Raw genomic sequence first — 18,352 nt, 5'->3', positions numbered from 1 at the left:
AAGTTCTACTATCGGGTAGTTCCGGCCGTCCGGCGCGACCGGCGGGCGCGGGGGCACCGGGTAGCGTGAGACGTCAGCCGCGACCGTCCCCGGAGGACGTCCGGGCCCCACGCCCCCGAGCAGGAGCAGCCAGCCGTGCGTATCGCAGTAACCGGCTCCATCGCCACCGACCACCTCATGACCTTCCCCGGGCGGTTCGCCGACCAACTGGTCGCCGACCAGCTCCACACGGTCTCGCTGTCCTTCCTCGTCGACAACCTCGACGTACGCCGGGGCGGGGTCGCCGCGAACATCGCCTTCGGGATGGGGCAGCTCGGCACCGCGCCGATCCTGGTCGGCGCGGCCGGAGCCGACTTCGACGAGTACCGCGCCTGGCTCGACCGGCACGGAGTGGACACCGCCTCGGTGCGGATCTCCGAGGTCCTGCACACCGCGCGCTTCGTGTGCACGACGGACGCGGACCACAACCAGATCGGCTCCTTCTACACCGGTGCCATGAGCGAGGCCCGGCTCATCGAGCTGCAGGCCGTGGCCGAGCGGGTCGGCGGGCTCGACCTCGTCACGATCGGGGCCGACGACCCGGAGGCGATGCTGCGGCACACCGAGGAGTGCCGGGCCCGGTCCATCCCCTTCGCCGCCGACTTCTCGCAGCAGATCGCGCGCATGGACGGCGAGGAGATCCGGGTCCTGCTCGACGGCGCCCGCTTCCTCTTCTCCAACGAGTACGAGAAGGGCCTCATCGAGTCGAAGACCGGCTGGAGCGACGAGGAGATCCTCGGCCGGGTCGGGCACCGCGTCACGACGCTGGGCGCCGACGGGGTGCGGATCGAGCGGGCCGGTGCGGAGCCGATCCTCGTGGGCGTTCCCGAGGAGGACCGCAAGGCCGACCCGACCGGGGTCGGCGACGCCTTCCGGGCCGGTTTCCTCTCCGGCCTGGCCTGGGGCGTGAGCCTGGAGCGCGCCGCCCAGGTCGGCTGCATGCTGGCGACCCTCGTCATCGAGACGGTGGGCACGCAGGAGTACCAGTTGCAGCGGACGGGGTTCATGGAGCGGTTCACCAAGGCGTACGGGGACGCTGCCGCTGAGGAGGTCAGGGGGCATCTCGCCTAGCCGGCGGGGCGGTGTGGCCTGGCGGCCGGCGCCGTGCCTCCGGCGGCTCCTCAAGCGCCGGAGGGGCTGGGTGGTGGGGCGGTGCGCCTGCTCCGGGTGGCGGTCTTACGCGTGACGGTGCCTCCGGCGGCTCCTCAAGCGCCGGAGGGGCTGGTAGGGCGGCTGTTGTCGCGCGGGCTGGACGGGGGCGGGTGGGCCCGCCGCTATCCCCGTCGCCGTACCCGGTACGCGGTGCCCCTCGGGGCCGGTTCCTCGCCGACGTACTCCTGGTCCCGCATCTCGCACCACGCGGGGATGTCCAGGCGGGCCGCCTCGTCGTCGGCGAGGACGGTGATCGTGCCGCCCACCGGGACCTCGCCGATGACCTTCGCGAGTTCGATGACCGGGATCGGGCAGCGCCGGCCCACCGCGTCCACCACCAGGTCCGCCGCCTCCGGCGTGTCCTTCGCCCCGTCGGGGGTGGCCGGAGCGGATGCCGGGGCGCCCAGCCGCTCCCGCACCCCGGAGACCACCGCGGGCAGGACCCGCAGGAACCGCTCCACCTCCTCCTCGGGGGTGTGCAGCGGCAGCGAGACGCGCACGTTGCCCTCGCTCAGGACGCCCATCGCCCGCAGCACATGGCTCGGCGTCAGCGTCGAACTCGTGCAGGAGGAGCCGGAGGACACCGAGAAGTCCTCCCGGTCCAGGGCGTGCAGCACCGTCTCCCCGTCGACATAGAGACACGAGAAGGTCACGAGATGCGGCAGCCGGTGCGCCGGGTCCCCGACCACCTCGCAGTCCTCGACCAGTACCGGGACCCGCTCCCTGATCCGCGCGGTCAGCCCGCGCAGCCGCTCCGCCTCCGCCAGGGCCTCGGCGCGCGCGGCCCGCAGGGAGGCCGCCGCGGCGACGATCGCCGGCAGGTTCTCGAAACCCGCCGCCCGCCCGGACTCCCGCTCGTCGGCCGGCCCCCGCGGCGCGAAACGGGTGCCCTTGCGTACGACGAGCAGCCCCACCCCGGCCGGTCCGCCCCATTTGTGCGCACTCGCCGCGAGCAGGGACCAGGCCCCCGGCACCGGACCGAACAGCAGGGACTGCGCCGCGTCCACGAACAAGGGCACCCCCGCCTCCGCGCACACCTCGGCGACCTCGGCCACCGGCTGCACCGTACCCACCTCGTGGTTCGCGGACTGGAGCGCGGCCAGCGCGGTGTCCGCACGCAGCGCCTCCCGGTACGCCCCGGGCCGCACCGCCCCGGACCGCTCCACGCCCACCTCGGTGAAGCTCCCGCCCTCGCGCTCGTGAACCTCGGCCGCGTGCAGGACGGAGGAGTGCTCGACGGCCGACACCAGCAGATGCCGTCCGGTGCGGCGCCTCCCGGCGAGCGCCCCCGCCAGACCCGAGTGCACCGCACGCGTCCCCGAAGAGGTGAAGACCAGCTCGTCGGGGCGGCAGCCCACCTCCGCGGCGGCCGCCTCCCGCGCCGCGTCGAGCAGCATCCGGGCCCGCCGGCCCTCGCGGTACAGCCGGGACGGATCGGCCCAGCCCTCGTCGAGGGAGGCGAGAAGGGCCTGACGGGCGACGGGGTGCAGCGGGGCCGAGGAGGCCGCGTCGAAGTAGGACACGCCGTCACGCTAACCCCGGCAGGCCCGGAACCCGACACGCCCGGCTTCCGGTGACCGGCGGGATCGCCCGGCCGCTCCGGGCACGTCCGGAAGGTTTGCCTCCGGCAGGGGAGGGGGCGTCAGATGACCTGCGAAGCGGGGGATTCCACCCCTTCGGGGTGCGGCACGGCGCGTTGGGCACCCTCCCCGCGCGACCCCAAATTGCGTCCAGTAGGGTTTGGTCCGCATAAACATCCAAACCCTGCCCGCCGCGGGGACACGGCGACCGACCAGCGTGGAGGCCGCGGATTGCCGCGCGGGCGAGACTCTCGGGAAGGCGCTACGTGAGTCCCAACGGCTCCGACCGCTCGTCGCGGCGCCCGATGCGGCGGAAGCTGCCGCAGGTGCTGACTGCGGGCCTGATCCTGGTAACCGCAACCGGTTGCACATACAAGGACTTCCCCCGCCTTGGTATGCCCACCCCCACCACGGAGGAGGCGCCGCGGATCCTCTCCCTGTGGCAGGGCTCCTGGGCTGCCGCCCTCGCCGTAGGCGTCCTGGTGTGGGGGCTGATCCTGTGGAGCGTTTTCTTCCACCGGCGCAGCCGCACCAAGGTCGAGGTTCCTCGTCAGACCCGGTACAACATGCCTCTTGAGGCGCTGTACACCGTGGTCCCCCTCCTCATCGTCTCGGTCCTGTTCTACTTCACGGCTCGCGACGAGTCGAAGCTCCTGGACCTCACTGACAAGCCCGTCCACTCCGTCAACGTGGTCGGCTACCAGTGGAGCTGGGGCTTCAACTACATCGAGAACGTGGACGGTGACACCGCCACCGGTGACGCCGCGAACGCCAAGGAACTGAAGGCGATCCCGGACCGCTTCCACAAGGCGTACCCGAAGGGCGCCGAAGGCGTCTACATCGCGGGCACCCCTGGGGACCGCAATCCCCAGAACGGCAACCCCGGACCGACCCTCTGGCTCCCCAAGGGCGAGAAGGTCCGCTTCATCCTGACCTCGCGTGACGTCATCCACTCCTTCTGGGTGGTCCCCTTCCTGATGAAGCAGGACGTCATCCCGGGTCACACCAACGCCTTCGAGGTGACCCCCAGCAAGGAGGGCACCTTCCGCGGCAAGTGCGCCGAGCTGTGCGGCGTCGACCACTCCCGGATGCTCTTCAACGTGAAGGTCGTCTCTCCCGAGCGCTACAAGCAGCACCTGAAGGAGCTCGCGGAGAAGGGCGACACCGGTTACATCCCGGCCGGTATTGAGCAGACGGGCCACGAGAAGAACCGGGAGACGAACAACCTGTGAGTATCGACAACGAACCCCAGAGGGTGGCCGCCACCGGCGGCACGCTCGTGAGCGAGCCGCCCGTCCGGCAGCGCCAGCCCGGCGCCACCGCGATCAAGTGGCTGACCACGACCGATCACAAGACGATCGGCACGCTCTACCTGGTCACGTCCTTCGCGTTCTTCTGCATCGGCGGCATCCTGGCGCTGGTCATGCGCGCCGAACTCGCCCGCCCCGGCACACAGATCGTGTCGAACGAGCAGTTCAACCAGGCGTTCACGATGCACGGCACGATCATGCTGCTGATGTTCGCGACGCCCCTGTTCAGCGGTTTCGCCAACTGGATCATGCCGCTCCAGATCGGCGCCCCCGACGTCGCCTTCCCGCGACTGAACATGTTCGCGTACTGGCTGTACCTCTTCGGCTCCCTCATCGCGGTCGGTGGCTTCCTCACCCCGCAGGGCGCCGCGGACTTCGGCTGGTTCGCCTACTCGCCGCTCTCGGACGCGGTCCGCTCGCCGGGCGTCGGCGCCGACATGTGGATCATGGGTCTGGCCTTCTCGGGCTTCGGCACCATCCTCGGCTCGGTCAACTTCATCACCACGATCATCTGCATGCGCGCACCCGGGATGACGATGTTCCGCATGCCGATCTTCGTGTGGAACGTCCTGCTGACGGCCGTTCTCGTACTGCTCGCCTTCCCGGTGCTGGCCGCCGCGCTGTTCGCCCTGGAGGCGGACCGTAAATTCGGTGCCCATGTATTCGACGCCAGTAATGGCGGGGCGTTGTTGTGGCAACACCTCTTCTGGTTCTTCGGCCATCCAGAGGTGTACATCATCGCGCTACCGTTCTTCGGCATCATTTCCGAGGTCATCCCGGTCTTCTCACGCAAGCCGATGTTCGGTTACGTCAGCCTGATCGGCGCGACCATCGCCATCGCCGGCCTCTCGGTGACGGTGTGGGCGCACCACATGTACGTGACGGGCGGCGTCCTCCTGCCGTTCTTCTCCTTCATGACCTTCCTGATCGCGGTACCGACCGGCGTGAAGTTCTTCAACTGGCTCGGCACCATGTGGAAGGGCTCACTGTCCTTCGAGACACCCATGCTGTGGGCCATCGGCTTCCTGATCACCTTCTGCTTCGGTGGTCTGACCGGCGTCATCCTGGCCGCCCCGCCGATGGACTTCCACGTCTCCGACTCGTACTTCGTGGTCGCGCACTTCCACTACGTCGTCTTCGGCACCGTGGTCTTCGCGATGTTCGCCGGATTCCACTTCTGGTGGCCGAAGTTCACCGGCAAGATGCTCGACGAGCGGCTCGGCAAGATCACCTTCTGGACGCTGTTCATCGGCTTCCACGGGACCTTCCTGGTCCAGCACTGGCTGGGCGCGGAGGGCATGCCGCGTCGCTACGCGGACTACCTCGCGGCCGACGGCTTCACCGCGCTGAACACCATCTCCACGATCAGCTCGTTCCTGCTGGGCCTGTCGATCCTGCCGTTCTTCTACAACGTGTGGAAGACCGCCAAGTACGGCAAGAAGATCGAGGTCGACGACCCGTGGGGCTACGGCCGCTCCCTGGAGTGGGCCACCTCGTGCCCGCCGCCGCGGCACAACTTCACCTCGCTGCCCCGTATTCGCAGTGAGTCCCCCGCGTTCGACCTGCACCACCCCGAGATCGCCGCGCTCGACCAACTGGAGAACGGCGACCAGAAGGACACCGCCCTCGTGGGCGGCAAGGAGGCCGGACGGTGAAGGTCCAGGGGAAGCTGTTCATCTGGCTGAGCGCCTTCGTGCTCGCCATCGCGATCATCTACGGCCTGTGGTCGAAGGAGCCCGCCGGTACGACGGCGCTCTTCCTGGCCTTCGGTCTGTGCATCATGATCGGCTACTACCTGGCCTTCACGGCCAGGCGGATCGACGCCGGCCCGCAGGACAACAAGGAGGCCGACGTCGCGGACGACGCCGGTGAGGTGGGCTTCTTCAGCCCGCACAGCTGGCAGCCGCTCGCGCTGAGCGTCGGCGGCGCCCTCACCTTCCTGGCGGTGGCCTTCGGCTGGTGGCTGCTCTACTTCTCCGCGCCCATCATCGTGCTCGGCCTCTTCGGCTGGGTCTTCGAGTACTACCGCGGAGCGGACCAGAACCAGTAGCACACGCCGCACCCGCAAGGGCCCGGACACGCCGTACGGCGTGTCCGGGCCCTTCGCTTTCCCCCGCCTGCGTACGCTCGAACGGCTCAACAGACGCGCCGAGCGACCGATATGTCCCTACCTTGTGGTCTATGAGCCACTCACCGCGAACCCGTACGGTACTGAGCTGCACAGTCCTGGTGGCCGCCCTCGGTGTCGGTGCCACGGCCTGTGGAGACTCCGGAGGTCACCCGCTCGCAGGCCGGCCCTACGACGCAGCCGGTCAGGTCGCCTTCAACGCCCCCTCGGGCAGTAAGGAGGCCGACCCCGACAAGCCGCTGGAGATCGTCTCCAAGGGCGGGGAGAGCCGGATCACCGACGTGTCGGCGACCGACTCCCTCGGCCGGCACCTGGCCGGCGCGCTCTCGGCGGACGGAGCCCGCTGGCACAGCACCAGCCCGCTGGCCGCCAACGCCCAGTACACGGTGCGCGTCTCCACCGAGAACAGCGACGGCGACCCCGGCCGCAAGACCCTCGAAATGCGCACCGGCGACGGGGGGAAGAAGCGGCTGAAGGTCAGCTTCGGCCCCGAGAAGGGCACCTACGGCGTGGGGCAGCCCCTCACCGCCACGCTCAGCGCACCCGTGAAGGACAAGGCGTCCCGGGCCGTCGTCGAACGCTCCCTCTCCGTGGAGTCGACACCCGCGGTCCAGGGCTCCTGGTACTGGGTCGACTCGAAGAACCTGCACTACCGCCCGAAGACGTACTGGCCGGCCCGCTCCAAGGTGCGGCTGAGCAGCAACCTCGACGGGGTCAAGGTCACCGGCGACCTGCGCGGCGGCCCCTCGGAGCCGCTGACGCTCGGCTTCGGGGACCGTATAGAGGCCGTCGTCGACTCCGCCAACCACGACATGACGGTGCGCCGCAACGGAAAGGTCGTCGAGAGCTTCCCGGTCACCACCGGCAAGCCCGGCTTCGACACCCGCAACGGCATCAAGGTGATCCTCGGCAAGGAGTCCTTCGTACGGATGCGCAGCGGCAGCGTCGGGATAGCCGCGGGCAGCTCCGAGTCCTACGACCTGCCGGTCTACTGGGCCACCCGGGTGACATGGAGCGGTGAATATGTGCACGCCGCGCCGTGGTCGGTGGGCTCCCAGGGCTCGGCGAACACCAGCCACGGCTGCGTGGGCATGAGCACCGAGAACGCCCACCGCTTCTTCGACACCGTCCAGCGGGGCGACATCGTCGAGGTGGTCGGCAGCGACGGGGAGCGCATGACCCCCTTCGACAACGGCTTCGGCGACTGGAACCTGAGCTGGAAGAAGTGGCAGGAGGGCAGCGCCATCAGGGGCAGCGGCCACAACACCGCCCCCGGCGCCGTCGAACCGGCCAGGCTGCGACCGGGCGTGTGACCCGGAGGCAGTGCGGACACCGGACAGCACACGACACTCCCGACCCCGCCCACGGACGTACGAAGCGCTCAGCGGCCCGTCTGTGGGCCTCTGAGCGCTTCGTACGTCCGCAGGCGGGGTTCAGGCCGCCCCGAGGGCGGGACGGGCGCGCAGCAGCCCCGCGAGGGTCTCGGCGAACTCCACGGGTTCCACCGGAAGAGTGACGGCCGCCTCGGCGCGGCTCCAGGTAGCCAGCCAGGCGTCCTGCGGCCGACCCATGAGCAGCAGGACCGGCGGGCAGCGGAAGACCTCGTCCTTGATCTGCCGGCACACCCCCATGCCGCCCGCGGGAGCGGCCTCCCCGTCCAGGACGCACACGTCCACCCCGCCCTGCTCCAGTTCCTTCAGGACCGCGGGGAGCGTCGCGCACTCAAGGAACCGGACCTCGGGGACGTCGGCCGCGGGCCGGCGGCCGACGGCCAGCCTGACCTGGGTGCGGGTGTCGGCGTTGTCGCTGTAGACCAGCACGGTCGCGGTCGGCTGCATCAGTTCCTCCATGCATCGGTACGGGCATTCGGCGGAACGGGCCAGAACCAGTGCGTCCGGGCCCCGGTGGGCCGGATGCTACTCCGTCCAACACCCCGTCAACACCGCTGTGAACAGCTCAACGATGGGCCGTTCGGGCCCGGCACAGAGGGCGGACACACCGAACGGCACCCCCGGGAGTGAGGGCGGGATAAGCGACCGACATAATGTCGGTCGTGGCGACAGCAACGACAGTAGAAACCGGGCACGCGCACCCGTCGGTCAATCGGCCGAACCTCACCAGCGTGGGAACAGTCATCTGGCTGAGTTCCGAGCTGATGTTCTTCGCGGCCCTCTTCGCGATGTACTTCACCCTGCGATCGGTGACCGGACCGGATCACTGGAAGGAAATGGCGGACTCGCTGAACGTTCCGTTCTCGGGTACCAACACCGCCATCCTCGTGGCGTCCTCTCTCACCTGCCAGCTCGGCGTGTTCGCCGCCGAGCGAGGTGACGTGAAGAAGCTGCGGTCCTGGTTCTCGGTGACCTTCGTGATGGGCGCGATCTTCATCGGAGGTCAGATCTTCGAATACACGGAACTGGTGAAGAAGGACGGACTTTCCCTGTCCTCGGACCCGTACGGCTCCGTCTTCTACCTGACCACCGGGTTCCACGGACTGCACGTGACAGGCGGGCTCATCGCCTTCCTGATGGTCCTGGGCCGGACCTACGCGGCCAAGAGGTTCACACATCATCAGGCCACTGCGGCCATCGTCGTGTCCTACTACTGGCACTTCGTCGATGTCGTCTGGATCGGCCTCTTCGCCACGATCTACCTGATCAAGTAACCGGGCGAGATCGCCCACATCCTGCAAGCATCGACGCAGAAGATCCTGACACCGGGGTAATCCGTGAAAAAGCTCTCCGTACGACGACGCCATCCGCTGGCGGCGGTCGTCGTCCTACTCCTCGCGCTGGCGGCCACCGGGGGGCTGTACGCCGCGTTCGCACCTGCGGACAAGGCACAGGCTGAGGAATCCGCCCAGTCCCTCGCCATCGACGAGGGCAAGAAGATCTACGCCGTGGGCTGCGCAAGCTGCCACGGAACCGGCGGTCAGGGCACCAGCGACGGGCCTCAGCTGGTCGGCGTGGGCGCTGCGGCCGTCGACTTCCAGGTCGGCACCGGGCGCATGCCGCTCCAGCAGCAGGGCGCCCAGGCAGAGAAGAAGAAGGTCATCTACTCGCAGGCCGAGATCGACCAGCTCGCCGCGTACGTCTCCTCCCTCGGAGCGGGCCCGTCCATTCCGACGAAGGACCAGTACGACCCCCAGGGCGCCGACATCGCCAAGGGCGGCGAACTGTTCCGCACCAACTGCACCCAGTGCCACAACTTCACCGGTGAGGGCGGGGCGCTGACCCACGGCAAGTACGCTCCCTCGCTGGAGGGTGTCGACCCCAAGCACATCTACGAGGCCATGCAGACCGGCCCGCAGAACATGCCGTCCTTCCCCGACACCACCATGCCGGAGAAGCAGAAGAAGCAGATCATCGCCTACGTCAAAGAGGTCAACGGCGACGACACCGCGTCCCCCGGCGGTCTGAGCCTCGGTGGTCTCGGCCCCGTCAGTGAAGGGCTGTTCGCCTGGGTCTTCGGGCTCGGTGCGATGATCGCCGTCGCCACCTGGGTTGCCGTCCGGACCGCAAAGGCCAAGAAGTCATGAGCAGCCAAGAGAATCCTGAAGAGAACCTGCCGGCAGAGCAGGGCGCCGAGGGTCACTCGGCCGAGCTGGCGAAGAACCCCTTCGCCGACCCGGGGCTGCCGCCCCACGAGCACCGCATCCAGGACCTGGACGAGCGGGCCGCCAAGCGCAGTGAGCGCGTGGTCGCCTTCCTGTTCACCCTGTCGATGCTCGCCACGGCCGGGTTCATCGCCTCGTACGTGATCTTCAAGCCGAGCAAGATCGTCTACATCTTCCCGTTCGGTCACGTCAGCGCGCTGAACTTCTCCCTGGGCCTGACCCTGGGCCTCGCGCTGTTCTGCATCGGCGCCGGCGCCGTCCACTGGGCGCGCACGCTGATGTCGGACGTCGAGCTGGTCGACGAGCGGCACGAGATCGAGGCGGCCCCCGAGGTCAAGGCCAAGGTTCTCGCCGACTTCAAGCAGGGCGCCAAGGAATCGGTGCTCGGCCGCCGCAAGCTGATCCGCAACTCGATGTTCGGCGCGCTGGCCCTGGTCCCGCTCTCCGGGGTCGTCCTGCTGCGCGACCTCGGGCCGCTGCCCGAGAAGAAGCTGCGGTCCACCCTGTGGGCCAAGGGCAAGCTGCTCGTCAACATGAACACCGACGAGCCGATGCGCCCCGAGGACGTCGCGACCGGTTCGCTGACCTTCGCCAAGCCCGAGGGCCTGGAGGAGCACGACGAGAACTTCCAGAACCAGATCGCCAAGGCCGCCCTGATGATCATCCGGATCGCTCCGGACAACATCAAGGACAAGCGCGAGCTGGACTGGTCGCACGACGGCATCGTCGCCTTCTCCAAGATCTGCACCCACGTGGGCTGCCCGATCTCCCTGTACGAGCAGCAGACGCACCACGTCCTCTGCCCGTGCCACCAGTCCACCTTCGACCTCTCCGACGGCGCCCGAGTGATCTTCGGTCCGGCCGGCCACCCGCTGCCGCAGCTGAGGATCGCTGTGAACGAGGACGGCTACCTCGAAGCGCTCGGCGACTTCGACCAGCCCGTCGGTCCTGCCTTCTGGGAGCGCGGATGAGCACCGAGACCACGCACGCACCCGGCGTTGACGCGCCGGATCGCCGTCAGGCCCCCGCGGGTGAGCGGGTCGCCGACTGGGCGGACGGCCGACTGGGCATCTACAGCCTGGCCAAGGCCAACATGCGGAAGATCTTCCCGGACCACCCGAGCTTCATGCTGGGTGAGATCTGCCTCTACAGCTTCATCATCATCATCCTCACCGGTGTGTACCTGACGCTGTTCTTCCACCCGAGCATGAACGAGGTGGAGTACCACGGCCCGTACATCCCGATGCAGGGCCAGATGATGTCGGAGGCGTTCTCCTCCACGCTCGACATCAGCTTCCAGGTCCGCGGCGGTCTGCTCATCCGGCAGATCCACCACTGGGCCGCCCTGATCTTCCTCGCGGCGATGTTCGTGCACATGATGCGCGTCTTCTTCACGGGTGCCTTCCGCAAGCCGCGCGAGGTCAACTGGCTGTTCGGCTTCCTGCTGTTCGCCCTGGGCATGTTCACCGGGTTCACCGGCTACTCGCTCCCGGACGACTTGCTCTCCGGCACCGGTGTCCGCTTCACGCAGGGCGCGGTCCTGTCCGTGCCGATCGTCGGTACGTACATCTCGATGTTCCTGTTCGGCGGGGAGTTCCCCGGCGGCGACTTCGTCGCCCGGTTCTACTCGATCCACATCCTGCTGCTGCCGGGCATCATGCTCGGCCTCGTGGTCGGCCACCTGATCCTGGTCTTCTACCACAAGCACACGCAGTACGCGGGCCCCGGCCGCACGAACAAGAACGTCGTCGGCATGCCGCTGATGCCGGTCTACATGGCCAAGGCCGGAGGCTTCTTCTTCCTGGTCTTCGGTGTCATCGCGGCCATCGCGGGCATCGCCTCGATCAACCCGATCTGGGCGATCGGCCCCTACCGTCCGGACCAGGTGTCCACCGGCGCCCAGCCCGACTGGTACATGGGCTTCGCCGAAGGCCTGATCCGTGTCATGCCGGGCTGGGAGATCAACCTGTGGGGCCACACGCTGGTCCTCGGGGTGTTCATCCCGCTGGTCGTCTTCGGGCTCGTGCTCGGCGCGATGGCCGTCTACCCGTTCATCGAGTCCTGGGTCACCGGCGACAAGCGCGAGCACCACATCCTGGACCGTCCGCGCAACGCCCCGACCCGTACGGGTCTCGGTGTCGCCTGGGTGACGATGTACTTCATCACCCTGATCGGCGGCGGCAACGACCTGTGGGCCACGCACTTCCACCTGTCGCTCAACGCGATCAGCTGGTTCGTGCGGATCGGCTTCTTCCTCGGCCCGGTCGTCGCCTTCGTCGTGACCCGCCGGATCTGCCTCGGCCTCCAGCGCGCCGACAAGGAGAAGGTGCTGCACGGCCGCGAGTCCGGCGTCATCAAGCGCCTCCCGCACGGTGAGTTCATCGAGGTCCACGAGCCGCTCAGCGCCGAGCAGCGCTTCACGCTCACCGCGCACGAGCAGCCCCAGCCGGCCGAACTGGGCCCGACGGTCGACGAGAACGGGGTGGAGCGCAAGGTCTCCCCGATCGAGAAGACCCGCGTCAAGCTCTCCAAGGGCTACTACGGCGAAGGGACGCAGATCCCGAAGCCGACCGAGGAGGAGTACCGGGAGATCACCAGCGGCCACGGCCACCACTGATCGACCGCTGTCACGCTGCACGCCACGGCAGGAGCCCCGTCCATTCGATGGACGGGGCTCTTCGCCGTCCGCGCGCGCCGATATCCTGGGCGCCGGGGGGCGCCGTGCCAGGCCCGTGCCAGGCGTCGCGACCCGGCCTGATCCGCCGGACCCCCTGGCAGAAGCCGTACCCACACGACCCACCAGGAGCGACCATGAGCGCTGTGCACCCCGTCGGAGGCGACACCGCGGCGGTCACTTCCTGGCCCCAGGTCCTGGACGGGCTGCTCGCGGGCGAGGACCAGTCCGCCGCGCACACGGCGTGGGCGATGGACCGCATCATGCGCGGCGAGGCCACCGACGCGCAGATCGCGGGCTTCGCCGTGGCGCTGCGCGCCAAGGGCGAGACGGTCGAGGAGATCAGCGGCATCGTCGAGGCGATGTACGCGCACGCCCGCACCATCGAGGTGCCCGGGCCCAGCGTCGACATCGTCGGCACCGGCGGGGACGGCGCGAAGACCGTCAACATCTCGACCATGTCGGCCGTCGTCGTGGCCGGCACCGGAGCGAAGGTGGTCAAGCACGGCAACCGCGCCTCCTCCTCCGCCTCCGGGGCCTCCGACGTCCTGGAGAAGCTCGGCGTCAACCTGGACCTGAGCCCGCAGCGGGTCGTCGAGGTCGCCGAGGAGGCCGGGATCACCTTCTGCTTCGCGGTCAAGTTCCACCCCGCGCTGCGCCACGTGGCGCCGGCCCGCCGTGAGCTGGGCATCCGCACGACCTTCAACTTCCTCGGCCCGCTCACCAACCCGGCCCGGGTCGCGGCCCAGGCCACCGGTGTCGCGGACGCCCGGATGGCGCCCATCATGGCGGGGGTGCTCGCCGCGCGCGGCTCCTCGGCGCTCGTGTTCCGGGGCGACGACGGCCTCGACGAGCTGACCATCACCGCGACCTCCCGGGTCTGGGTGGTGCGGGACGGGCAGGTGCGCGAGGAGGCCTTCGACCCGCGCGAGGTGGGCCTCGCCCTCGCCCCGGTGGAGGCGCTGCGCGGCGGCGACGCCTCGTACAACGCGGATGTCGCGCGGCGCCTGTTCGCGGGGGAACGCGGGCCCGTGCGGGACGCGGTGCTGCTGAACTCGGCGGCGGCGCTGGTCGCCCTCCACCCGACGCGGGCCCCGCTCACCGAACAGATCGCCGCCCAGATGGCGCGCGCGGCGGAGTCCCTCGACTCGGGCGCGGCGGCGGGGGCGCTCGACCGCTGGGTCACGGCCACCAACGCCTGAGCCGGCGGGGCGGGCGGGGGCCTGATCCGCCTTCGGCGGTGTCCTCAAACGCCGGACGGGCTGGGGTGGTGGTCGGTGCGGTGTCCGGGGCGTTTCCTTCGCCTTCGGGGGTGTCCTCAGGCGCCGGACGGGCTTGAGTTGTGCGTCTGTCCGGGGGGTGGGTGCCGGTGAAGAGGGCGGGGCCACCACCAGCCCGTCCGGCGTTTGAGGACAGTCCTTCGTCCGCATGGCGGACCCCCCTGTGCCCGCCGCAGGCGATATGGCAGGATGCCGGGCAGGTCATGAGTGACAGCGACTACGGCCCCGGCCCGCTGTCCGGCAACCCTCCGTCCGTGGCGGGGTGCCCCGGGTGAAGACCAGGCCGCAGGCAGCGAGGTCTGCGGCAAGCGCGGACCCCTCCGCGCCCGTTCCGGGGCGTTTCTCTGTGAATCCCCCGCCGGGCTCGACACCAGGGGTCCTGGTCGTCGAGGGAGCAGTCTCGTGAGCAAGCGAATGCGGTAGGGCCGAGCGCCCCGTCCCCGCACCTCCTCCTCATCTTCGCCCCACGGGCCCGTGCGTCCGTGTCCGTGGGTCCCTTCGCCCCGGGAGTTTCGCCGTGACTGTCTCCACCGCTGCCGCCGCCCAGACCGTTTGTCAGCCTCTGTCCGTGCTCGGGCGGGATGTCCGCGTCCCGCTGGTGACCGGCGGCGAGGTCGAGTACGCCGCCCTCGACTACGCCGCGAGCGCCCCCGCCCTCCAGCGGGTGTGGGACGACGTCGCCGCCTACGCCCCGTACTACGGCAGCGTGCACCGGGGTGCCGGGTACCTCTCGCAGCTCTCCACCGACCTGTTCGAGAAGGCCCGGGTGGAGGTCGCCGAGTTCCTCGACTGCCGGGAGAGCGACGAACTGCTCTTCACCCGCTCCACCACCGACTCGCTGAACCTGCTCGCCGCCTGCCTGCCCGCCGGGTGCCAGGTGTTCGTCTTCGAGACCGAGCACCACGCCTCGCTGCTGCCCTGGCGCAACGCCGAGGTCACCCACCTCGACGCCCCGCGCAGCCCGGCCGAGGCCGTCGACACCCTGGAGCGCGCCCTGGCCGCGCGGGAACCCCACGGGCCCGCCCTGGTGTGCGTCACCGGCGCCTCCAATGTGACGGGGGAGATCTGGCCGGTGCGCGAACTGGCCGCAGTCGCCCACGCGCACGGCGCCCGGATCGTGCTGGACGCCGCGCAGCTCGCCCCCCACCACCCCGTCTCCGTACAGGAGTTGGACGTCGACTGGGTCGCTTTCTCCGGACACAAGCTGTACGCGCCCTTCGGTTCCGGTGTGCTGGCCGGCCGCTCCGACTGGCTGGAGGAGGCGGAGCCGTACCTCGCGGGGGGCGGCGCCAGCCGTTCGGTGAGCCGGCGCGAGGACGGAGGGGTCGACGTCGTGTGGCACGGCGGCGCGGCCCGCCACGAGGCCGGTTCGCCCAACGTCATCGGCGCCTACGCGATCGCCTCGGCCTGCAAGGCGCTCACGGAGGCCGGGTTCGACAGCCTCGTCGCCCGTGAGAGGCAGCTCGTGGAGCGGGTGCGCACCGGGCTCGCGGACGTTCCCGGTGTCACCGTGCTGTCCCTCTTCGGCGAGGCCGCCGAACGGGTCGGCGTGCTGTCCTTCGTCGTCTCGGGCTGGAACAGCTCGCACTTCGCCGCCGCGCTCTCCGCCGAGTACGGCATCGGGGTGCGCGACGGACTGTTCTGCGCCCACCCCCTGGTGCGCACCCTGCTCGGCTCCACGGCCGAGGCGCCCGGCGAGTGCGGGGCCCCCGAGGGCGCGGCGGGGGAGCAGTCGCTCAACGCGATCAGGGTCAGTTTCGGCGCGGGCACCCCCGACGAGCACGTCGAGCGGTTCCTCGGCGCCGTCCGCGAGCTGGTGGCCGACGGGGCGCGGTGGAGCTACCGCACCGAGGGCGGGCGCTGCGTCCCGGCCGTCTGAGCCGGATCGGCGGGGCCCCGGCCGCGTACACCTGAGCCCCCGGCGCGCGCCGGGGGCTCAGGTCTGCGGGCGGTGCGGGAGCGGCCGGGCGGGCCGCCACCGGCGGGCGCGGCGGCTCAGGAGTCGAGGCCGATCGCGAAGGCCGCTTCGAGGTCGTGCTGCGAGTAGGTGCGGAAGGCGACGTGGGTGTCCGTCTCGACGACGCCGGGCACCCGGCTGATGCGCCCGGGAATGATCTCGGCGAGGTCCTCGTGCCGGGCCACCCGCACCATCGCGATCAGGTCGTAGGAACCGGTGACGGAGAAGACCTCGCTCACGCTGTCCATGCCGGCGATCGACTCGGCGATCTCCGGAATCCGGTCGACGCTGGTCTTGATGAGCACGATCGCGGTGATCACGGCTGGCTGTCCCCTTCGGTGGCCCTGGCTGATGCTGCCACCTTAATGCGCCCGATCCGGGCTCACGCGGGCAGGAAGCCCGGCGAGAAGGCCCGCCGGACCGCGAGGTGCCGGGGTGCGCGACGCGGGTCCCGGCGGACGCGAGGCGGTCCCCGCCGTCGTACGCCGGGGCCGGGCCGCTCGGGGCGGTCGGTCCGCATTGACGGGGTACCCGGACCGGGTGGGCGGTCCGCGCGGGCCGCTTCCCGTCGTCCCGGAAAGGGATCATGGACATATCATGACCTTGCGTGCGGAACGGGGCGTGCCACCGCGCCGCCGGGTATCCCGGCTCGCGTCCGGTACGTCAGGCCGTAGGGTTACGGGCAATGAGGACTGGTACCACTGCGAAGAAAGCGACGGGCACGATGACGGTTTCCCTTCCGACGGACACGACGCGCTGGCGCTGCACGCTGTGCGGCAACCTCACGCGCTTCGACGTGACCCGTTCGTCGAAGGTCGTCGAGTACGTACATCTCGACCTCGCCGGGGCGCCGCAGGTGGAGGAGCGTGAAGTGGTCGATGAGACCATCGAGTCGGTCCGCTGCCGCTGGTGCAACGCGGTGGACCAGGTGGAACTGGTGGACAGGCCGGGCCCGGCCTCCTGAGGGCCGGCCCGCACGGCGAGATGGGGTGACGAAGGGTGGAGGAAGCGAACGCCACGGGCGACGCCGAAACCGCCGGGGCGCCCCCCGGGGCCGCCGGTGAGCGGCAGCCCGAGGCCGCCGTGCCGCCGGACGGACGGGACAGTCGTGCCCCGGACTCCGCCGGGACGAACCGTCCCGCGGCGGACTCCGGGGAGCGTGCCGAGGCCGGACCTGCCGAGGGGCGGACCGAAGCCGGGCCGCCGGACGGGCGGACCGGGGCCGCACCGGGCGGTGAGCTTCCCGGCGAAGGTGCCCGGGCTGCCGACGGCGGGGCCGAGCCGCTCGAAGGACCGCTGCCCGAAGGGGTCAGGCGGCGGGTCGTGGCCATCGTGTCGGCCGCCTTCGGCGGGCTCACGGTGTCCGAACTGCCCGCCTCACTACGGCAGTACGCCCGCTTCACCCCGTCCCGCAGGGCCAAGTTCGCGGGCAACGCCATGGCCGCGGCCGTGGAGAGCGACCCCGCCTTCCGCCAGCGCATCGCGCTCGGGCTGCGCGGTGCCCAGCCCGAGGTGTGCGAGGCCCTGGAGTGCGGCGCCCCGCCGCCCGCCGCGGACCCGCTCGACGTCGCGGCGGCGGCCTACGTGCTGCGCCCGCCCGGCTGGGTCAAGCTCGTCGCGGCGGCCGGCGAGGAGGCCCAGCGGGCCGACGCCGAGCGGATCGACGACGCGACCCGCGACGAACTGGAACGCCTGCGCGCCGAACTGGCCGAGGCCAAGGAGCGCGGCAGGCACGACAGCGAACGGCTGCGCGCCGAACTCGACACGGCCCGCCGGGAGTCCGACGCCCTGCACCGCAAGCTGCGGTCCGCGCTGAGCGACGTCAAGCGCGGGGAGGCGGCGCTGCGCAAGGTCACCGCCGAGGCCGAGTCGACGCGTACGGCGGGGCAGGCCCAGGTGAGCGCCGCCGAGAGCGAGACCCGCCGGGTACGGGCGCGGCTCGCCGAGGTCGAGGCGGCTCTGGAGGCGAGCCGGCGGGCGGCCAGGGAAGGCCGCAGCGTCGAGGACATGCGGCTGCGCCTGCTGCTGGACACCGTGCTCGACGCCGCCTCCGGGCTGCGCCGCGAACTCGCCCTGCCGCCCGTCTCGGTGCGGCCCGCCGAGACCGTCGAGGCGGACGAGCCGGGACGGATGACGCCCAAGGACATCGCGGCCCGCGCGCTGTCCGAGCACGATCCGGCGATCCTGGACCAGTTGCTCGACCTGCCGCAGGCCCACCTCGTGGTCGACGGCTACAACGTGACCAAGACCGGCTATCCGACGATGCCGCTGGAGAAGCAGCGGCTGCGGCTGCTCGGCGGGCTGTCCCAACTCGCCGCCCAGAGCGGCGCGGAGGTCACCTGCGTCTTCGACGGGGCGGAACTCGCGGCCCCCGTGCTGCTCGCCCCGCCGCGCGGCGTCCGGGTGCTGTTCAGCAAGGCCGGGGTCACCGCCGACGAACTGATCCGTCAGCTCGTGCGCGCCGAGCCGCCCGGCCGTCCCGTCGTGGTCGTCTCCACGGACCGCGAGGTGGCCGACGGCGTCGCCAAGGCGGGCGCCCGCCCGGTGGCCTCCGCGATGCTCCTGAAGCGGCTCTCACGGGCCTGAGGCGCCGCTTCCGCCGGCCGGGCCGCCCCC

16 protein-coding genes and 1 riboswitch are annotated in these 18,352 nt (G+C 70.4%); of the genes, 13 read left to right on the top strand and 3 right to left on the bottom strand.

What is annotated here, in order from left to right; genetic code table 11:
- Window positions 1-135: 135 nt before the first annotated feature.
- Window positions 136-1,110, top strand: a complete 975-nt coding sequence (locus AB0J21_RS13675; protein ID WP_363146073.1) for a carbohydrate kinase family protein — start codon at window positions 136-138, stop codon at window positions 1,108-1,110.
- A gap of 203 nt (window positions 1,111-1,313) precedes the next feature.
- Here the strand turns inward: AB0J21_RS13675 and AB0J21_RS13670 are convergent, their stop codons facing one another.
- The gene (locus tag AB0J21_RS13670; RefSeq protein ID WP_363146072.1) at window positions 1,314-2,714 is read right to left on the bottom strand and encodes an aminotransferase class V-fold PLP-dependent enzyme; all 1,401 of its coding nucleotides are present in this window, start codon (window positions 2,712-2,714) and stop codon (window positions 1,314-1,316) included.
- Between the two features lie 323 nt (window positions 2,715-3,037).
- On the opposite strand from AB0J21_RS13670, the gene coxB reads away from it, so the two are divergent.
- From coxB to AB0J21_RS13650, 4 genes are all read left to right on the top strand, one after another.
- Entirely contained in the window at window positions 3,038-4,003 is a 966-nt protein-coding gene (gene coxB / locus AB0J21_RS13665) for a cytochrome c oxidase subunit II (RefSeq protein ID WP_363146071.1), read from the top strand.
- A 2-nt stretch (window positions 4,004-4,005) separates the two neighbouring features.
- Entirely contained in the window at window positions 4,006-5,736 is a 1,731-nt protein-coding gene (gene ctaD / locus AB0J21_RS13660; protein WP_363146250.1) for a cytochrome c oxidase subunit I, read from the top strand.
- On the top strand, window positions 5,733-6,131 hold the full coding sequence (locus AB0J21_RS13655) for a cytochrome c oxidase subunit 4 (RefSeq protein ID WP_363146070.1): 399 nt from the start codon (window positions 5,733-5,735) through the stop codon (window positions 6,129-6,131). The genes ctaD and AB0J21_RS13655 overlap by 4 nt, the downstream gene beginning before the upstream one ends.
- 131 nt (window positions 6,132-6,262) lie before the next feature.
- Complete coding sequence (locus AB0J21_RS13650) at window positions 6,263-7,522, top strand: Ig-like domain-containing protein (RefSeq protein ID WP_363146069.1); 1,260 nt, start codon at window positions 6,263-6,265, stop codon at window positions 7,520-7,522.
- A gap of 120 nt (window positions 7,523-7,642) precedes the next feature.
- On the opposite strand, the gene AB0J21_RS13645 is transcribed toward AB0J21_RS13650, so the two are convergent.
- Window positions 7,643-8,047 (bottom strand): hypothetical protein, encoded by a 405-nt coding sequence (locus AB0J21_RS13645; protein ID WP_363146068.1) that lies wholly within the window; start codon window positions 8,045-8,047, stop codon window positions 7,643-7,645.
- 206 nt (window positions 8,048-8,253) lie between these two features.
- On the opposite strand from AB0J21_RS13645, the gene AB0J21_RS13640 reads away from it, so the two are divergent.
- From AB0J21_RS13640 to AB0J21_RS13615, 6 genes are all read left to right on the top strand, one after another.
- Window positions 8,254-8,874 carry a heme-copper oxidase subunit III gene (locus tag AB0J21_RS13640; protein ID WP_363146067.1) on the top strand — a complete coding sequence of 207 codons (621 nt, stop codon included), beginning with the start codon at window positions 8,254-8,256 and terminating at the stop codon, window positions 8,872-8,874.
- 63 nt (window positions 8,875-8,937) lie between these two features.
- Window positions 8,938-9,747 carry a c-type cytochrome gene (locus tag AB0J21_RS13635; protein WP_363146066.1) on the top strand — a complete coding sequence of 270 codons (810 nt, stop codon included), beginning with the start codon at window positions 8,938-8,940 and terminating at the stop codon, window positions 9,745-9,747.
- Entirely contained in the window at window positions 9,744-10,796 is a 1,053-nt protein-coding gene (locus AB0J21_RS13630) for a Rieske 2Fe-2S domain-containing protein (RefSeq protein ID WP_363146065.1), read from the top strand. Before AB0J21_RS13635 ends, AB0J21_RS13630 begins: the two co-directional genes overlap by 4 nt.
- A complete protein-coding gene (locus AB0J21_RS13625; RefSeq protein WP_363146064.1) occupies window positions 10,793-12,442 on the top strand; it encodes a ubiquinol-cytochrome c reductase cytochrome b subunit in 1,650 nt (549 codons plus the stop codon). The genes AB0J21_RS13630 and AB0J21_RS13625 overlap by 4 nt, the downstream gene beginning before the upstream one ends.
- Window positions 12,443-12,636: 194 nt before the next feature.
- A complete protein-coding gene (gene trpD / locus AB0J21_RS13620; RefSeq protein WP_363146063.1) occupies window positions 12,637-13,701 on the top strand; it encodes an anthranilate phosphoribosyltransferase in 1,065 nt (354 codons plus the stop codon).
- Between the two features lie 277 nt (window positions 13,702-13,978).
- Window positions 13,979-14,096, top strand: a riboswitch (SAM riboswitch).
- Between the two features lie 200 nt (window positions 14,097-14,296).
- A complete protein-coding gene (locus AB0J21_RS13615) occupies window positions 14,297-15,658 on the top strand; it encodes an aminotransferase class V-fold PLP-dependent enzyme (protein WP_363146062.1) in 1,362 nt (453 codons plus the stop codon).
- 116 nt (window positions 15,659-15,774) lie between these two features.
- On the opposite strand, the gene AB0J21_RS13610 is transcribed toward AB0J21_RS13615, so the two are convergent.
- Window positions 15,775-16,056 (bottom strand): Lrp/AsnC ligand binding domain-containing protein, encoded by a 282-nt coding sequence (locus AB0J21_RS13610; protein ID WP_363146061.1) that lies wholly within the window; start codon window positions 16,054-16,056, stop codon window positions 15,775-15,777.
- A 404-nt stretch (window positions 16,057-16,460) separates the two neighbouring features.
- Between AB0J21_RS13610 and AB0J21_RS13605 the strand changes: the two genes are divergently transcribed.
- The gene (locus AB0J21_RS13605; protein ID WP_363146060.1) at window positions 16,461-16,700 is read left to right on the top strand and encodes a hypothetical protein; all 240 of its coding nucleotides are present in this window, start codon (window positions 16,461-16,463) and stop codon (window positions 16,698-16,700) included.
- Between the two features lie 332 nt (window positions 16,701-17,032).
- Entirely contained in the window at window positions 17,033-18,322 is a 1,290-nt protein-coding gene (locus AB0J21_RS13600; RefSeq protein WP_363146249.1) for an NYN domain-containing protein, read from the top strand.
- Window positions 18,323-18,352 lie beyond the last annotated feature (30 nt).

It is taken from the genome of Streptomyces sp. NPDC049954 (genome assembly GCF_040656295.1).
GTDB lineage: Bacteria > Actinomycetota > Actinomycetes > Streptomycetales > Streptomycetaceae > Streptomyces.
Note: the sequence above shows the minus strand (reverse complement) of the source record. Positions and strands in the feature narration are given on the sequence as shown.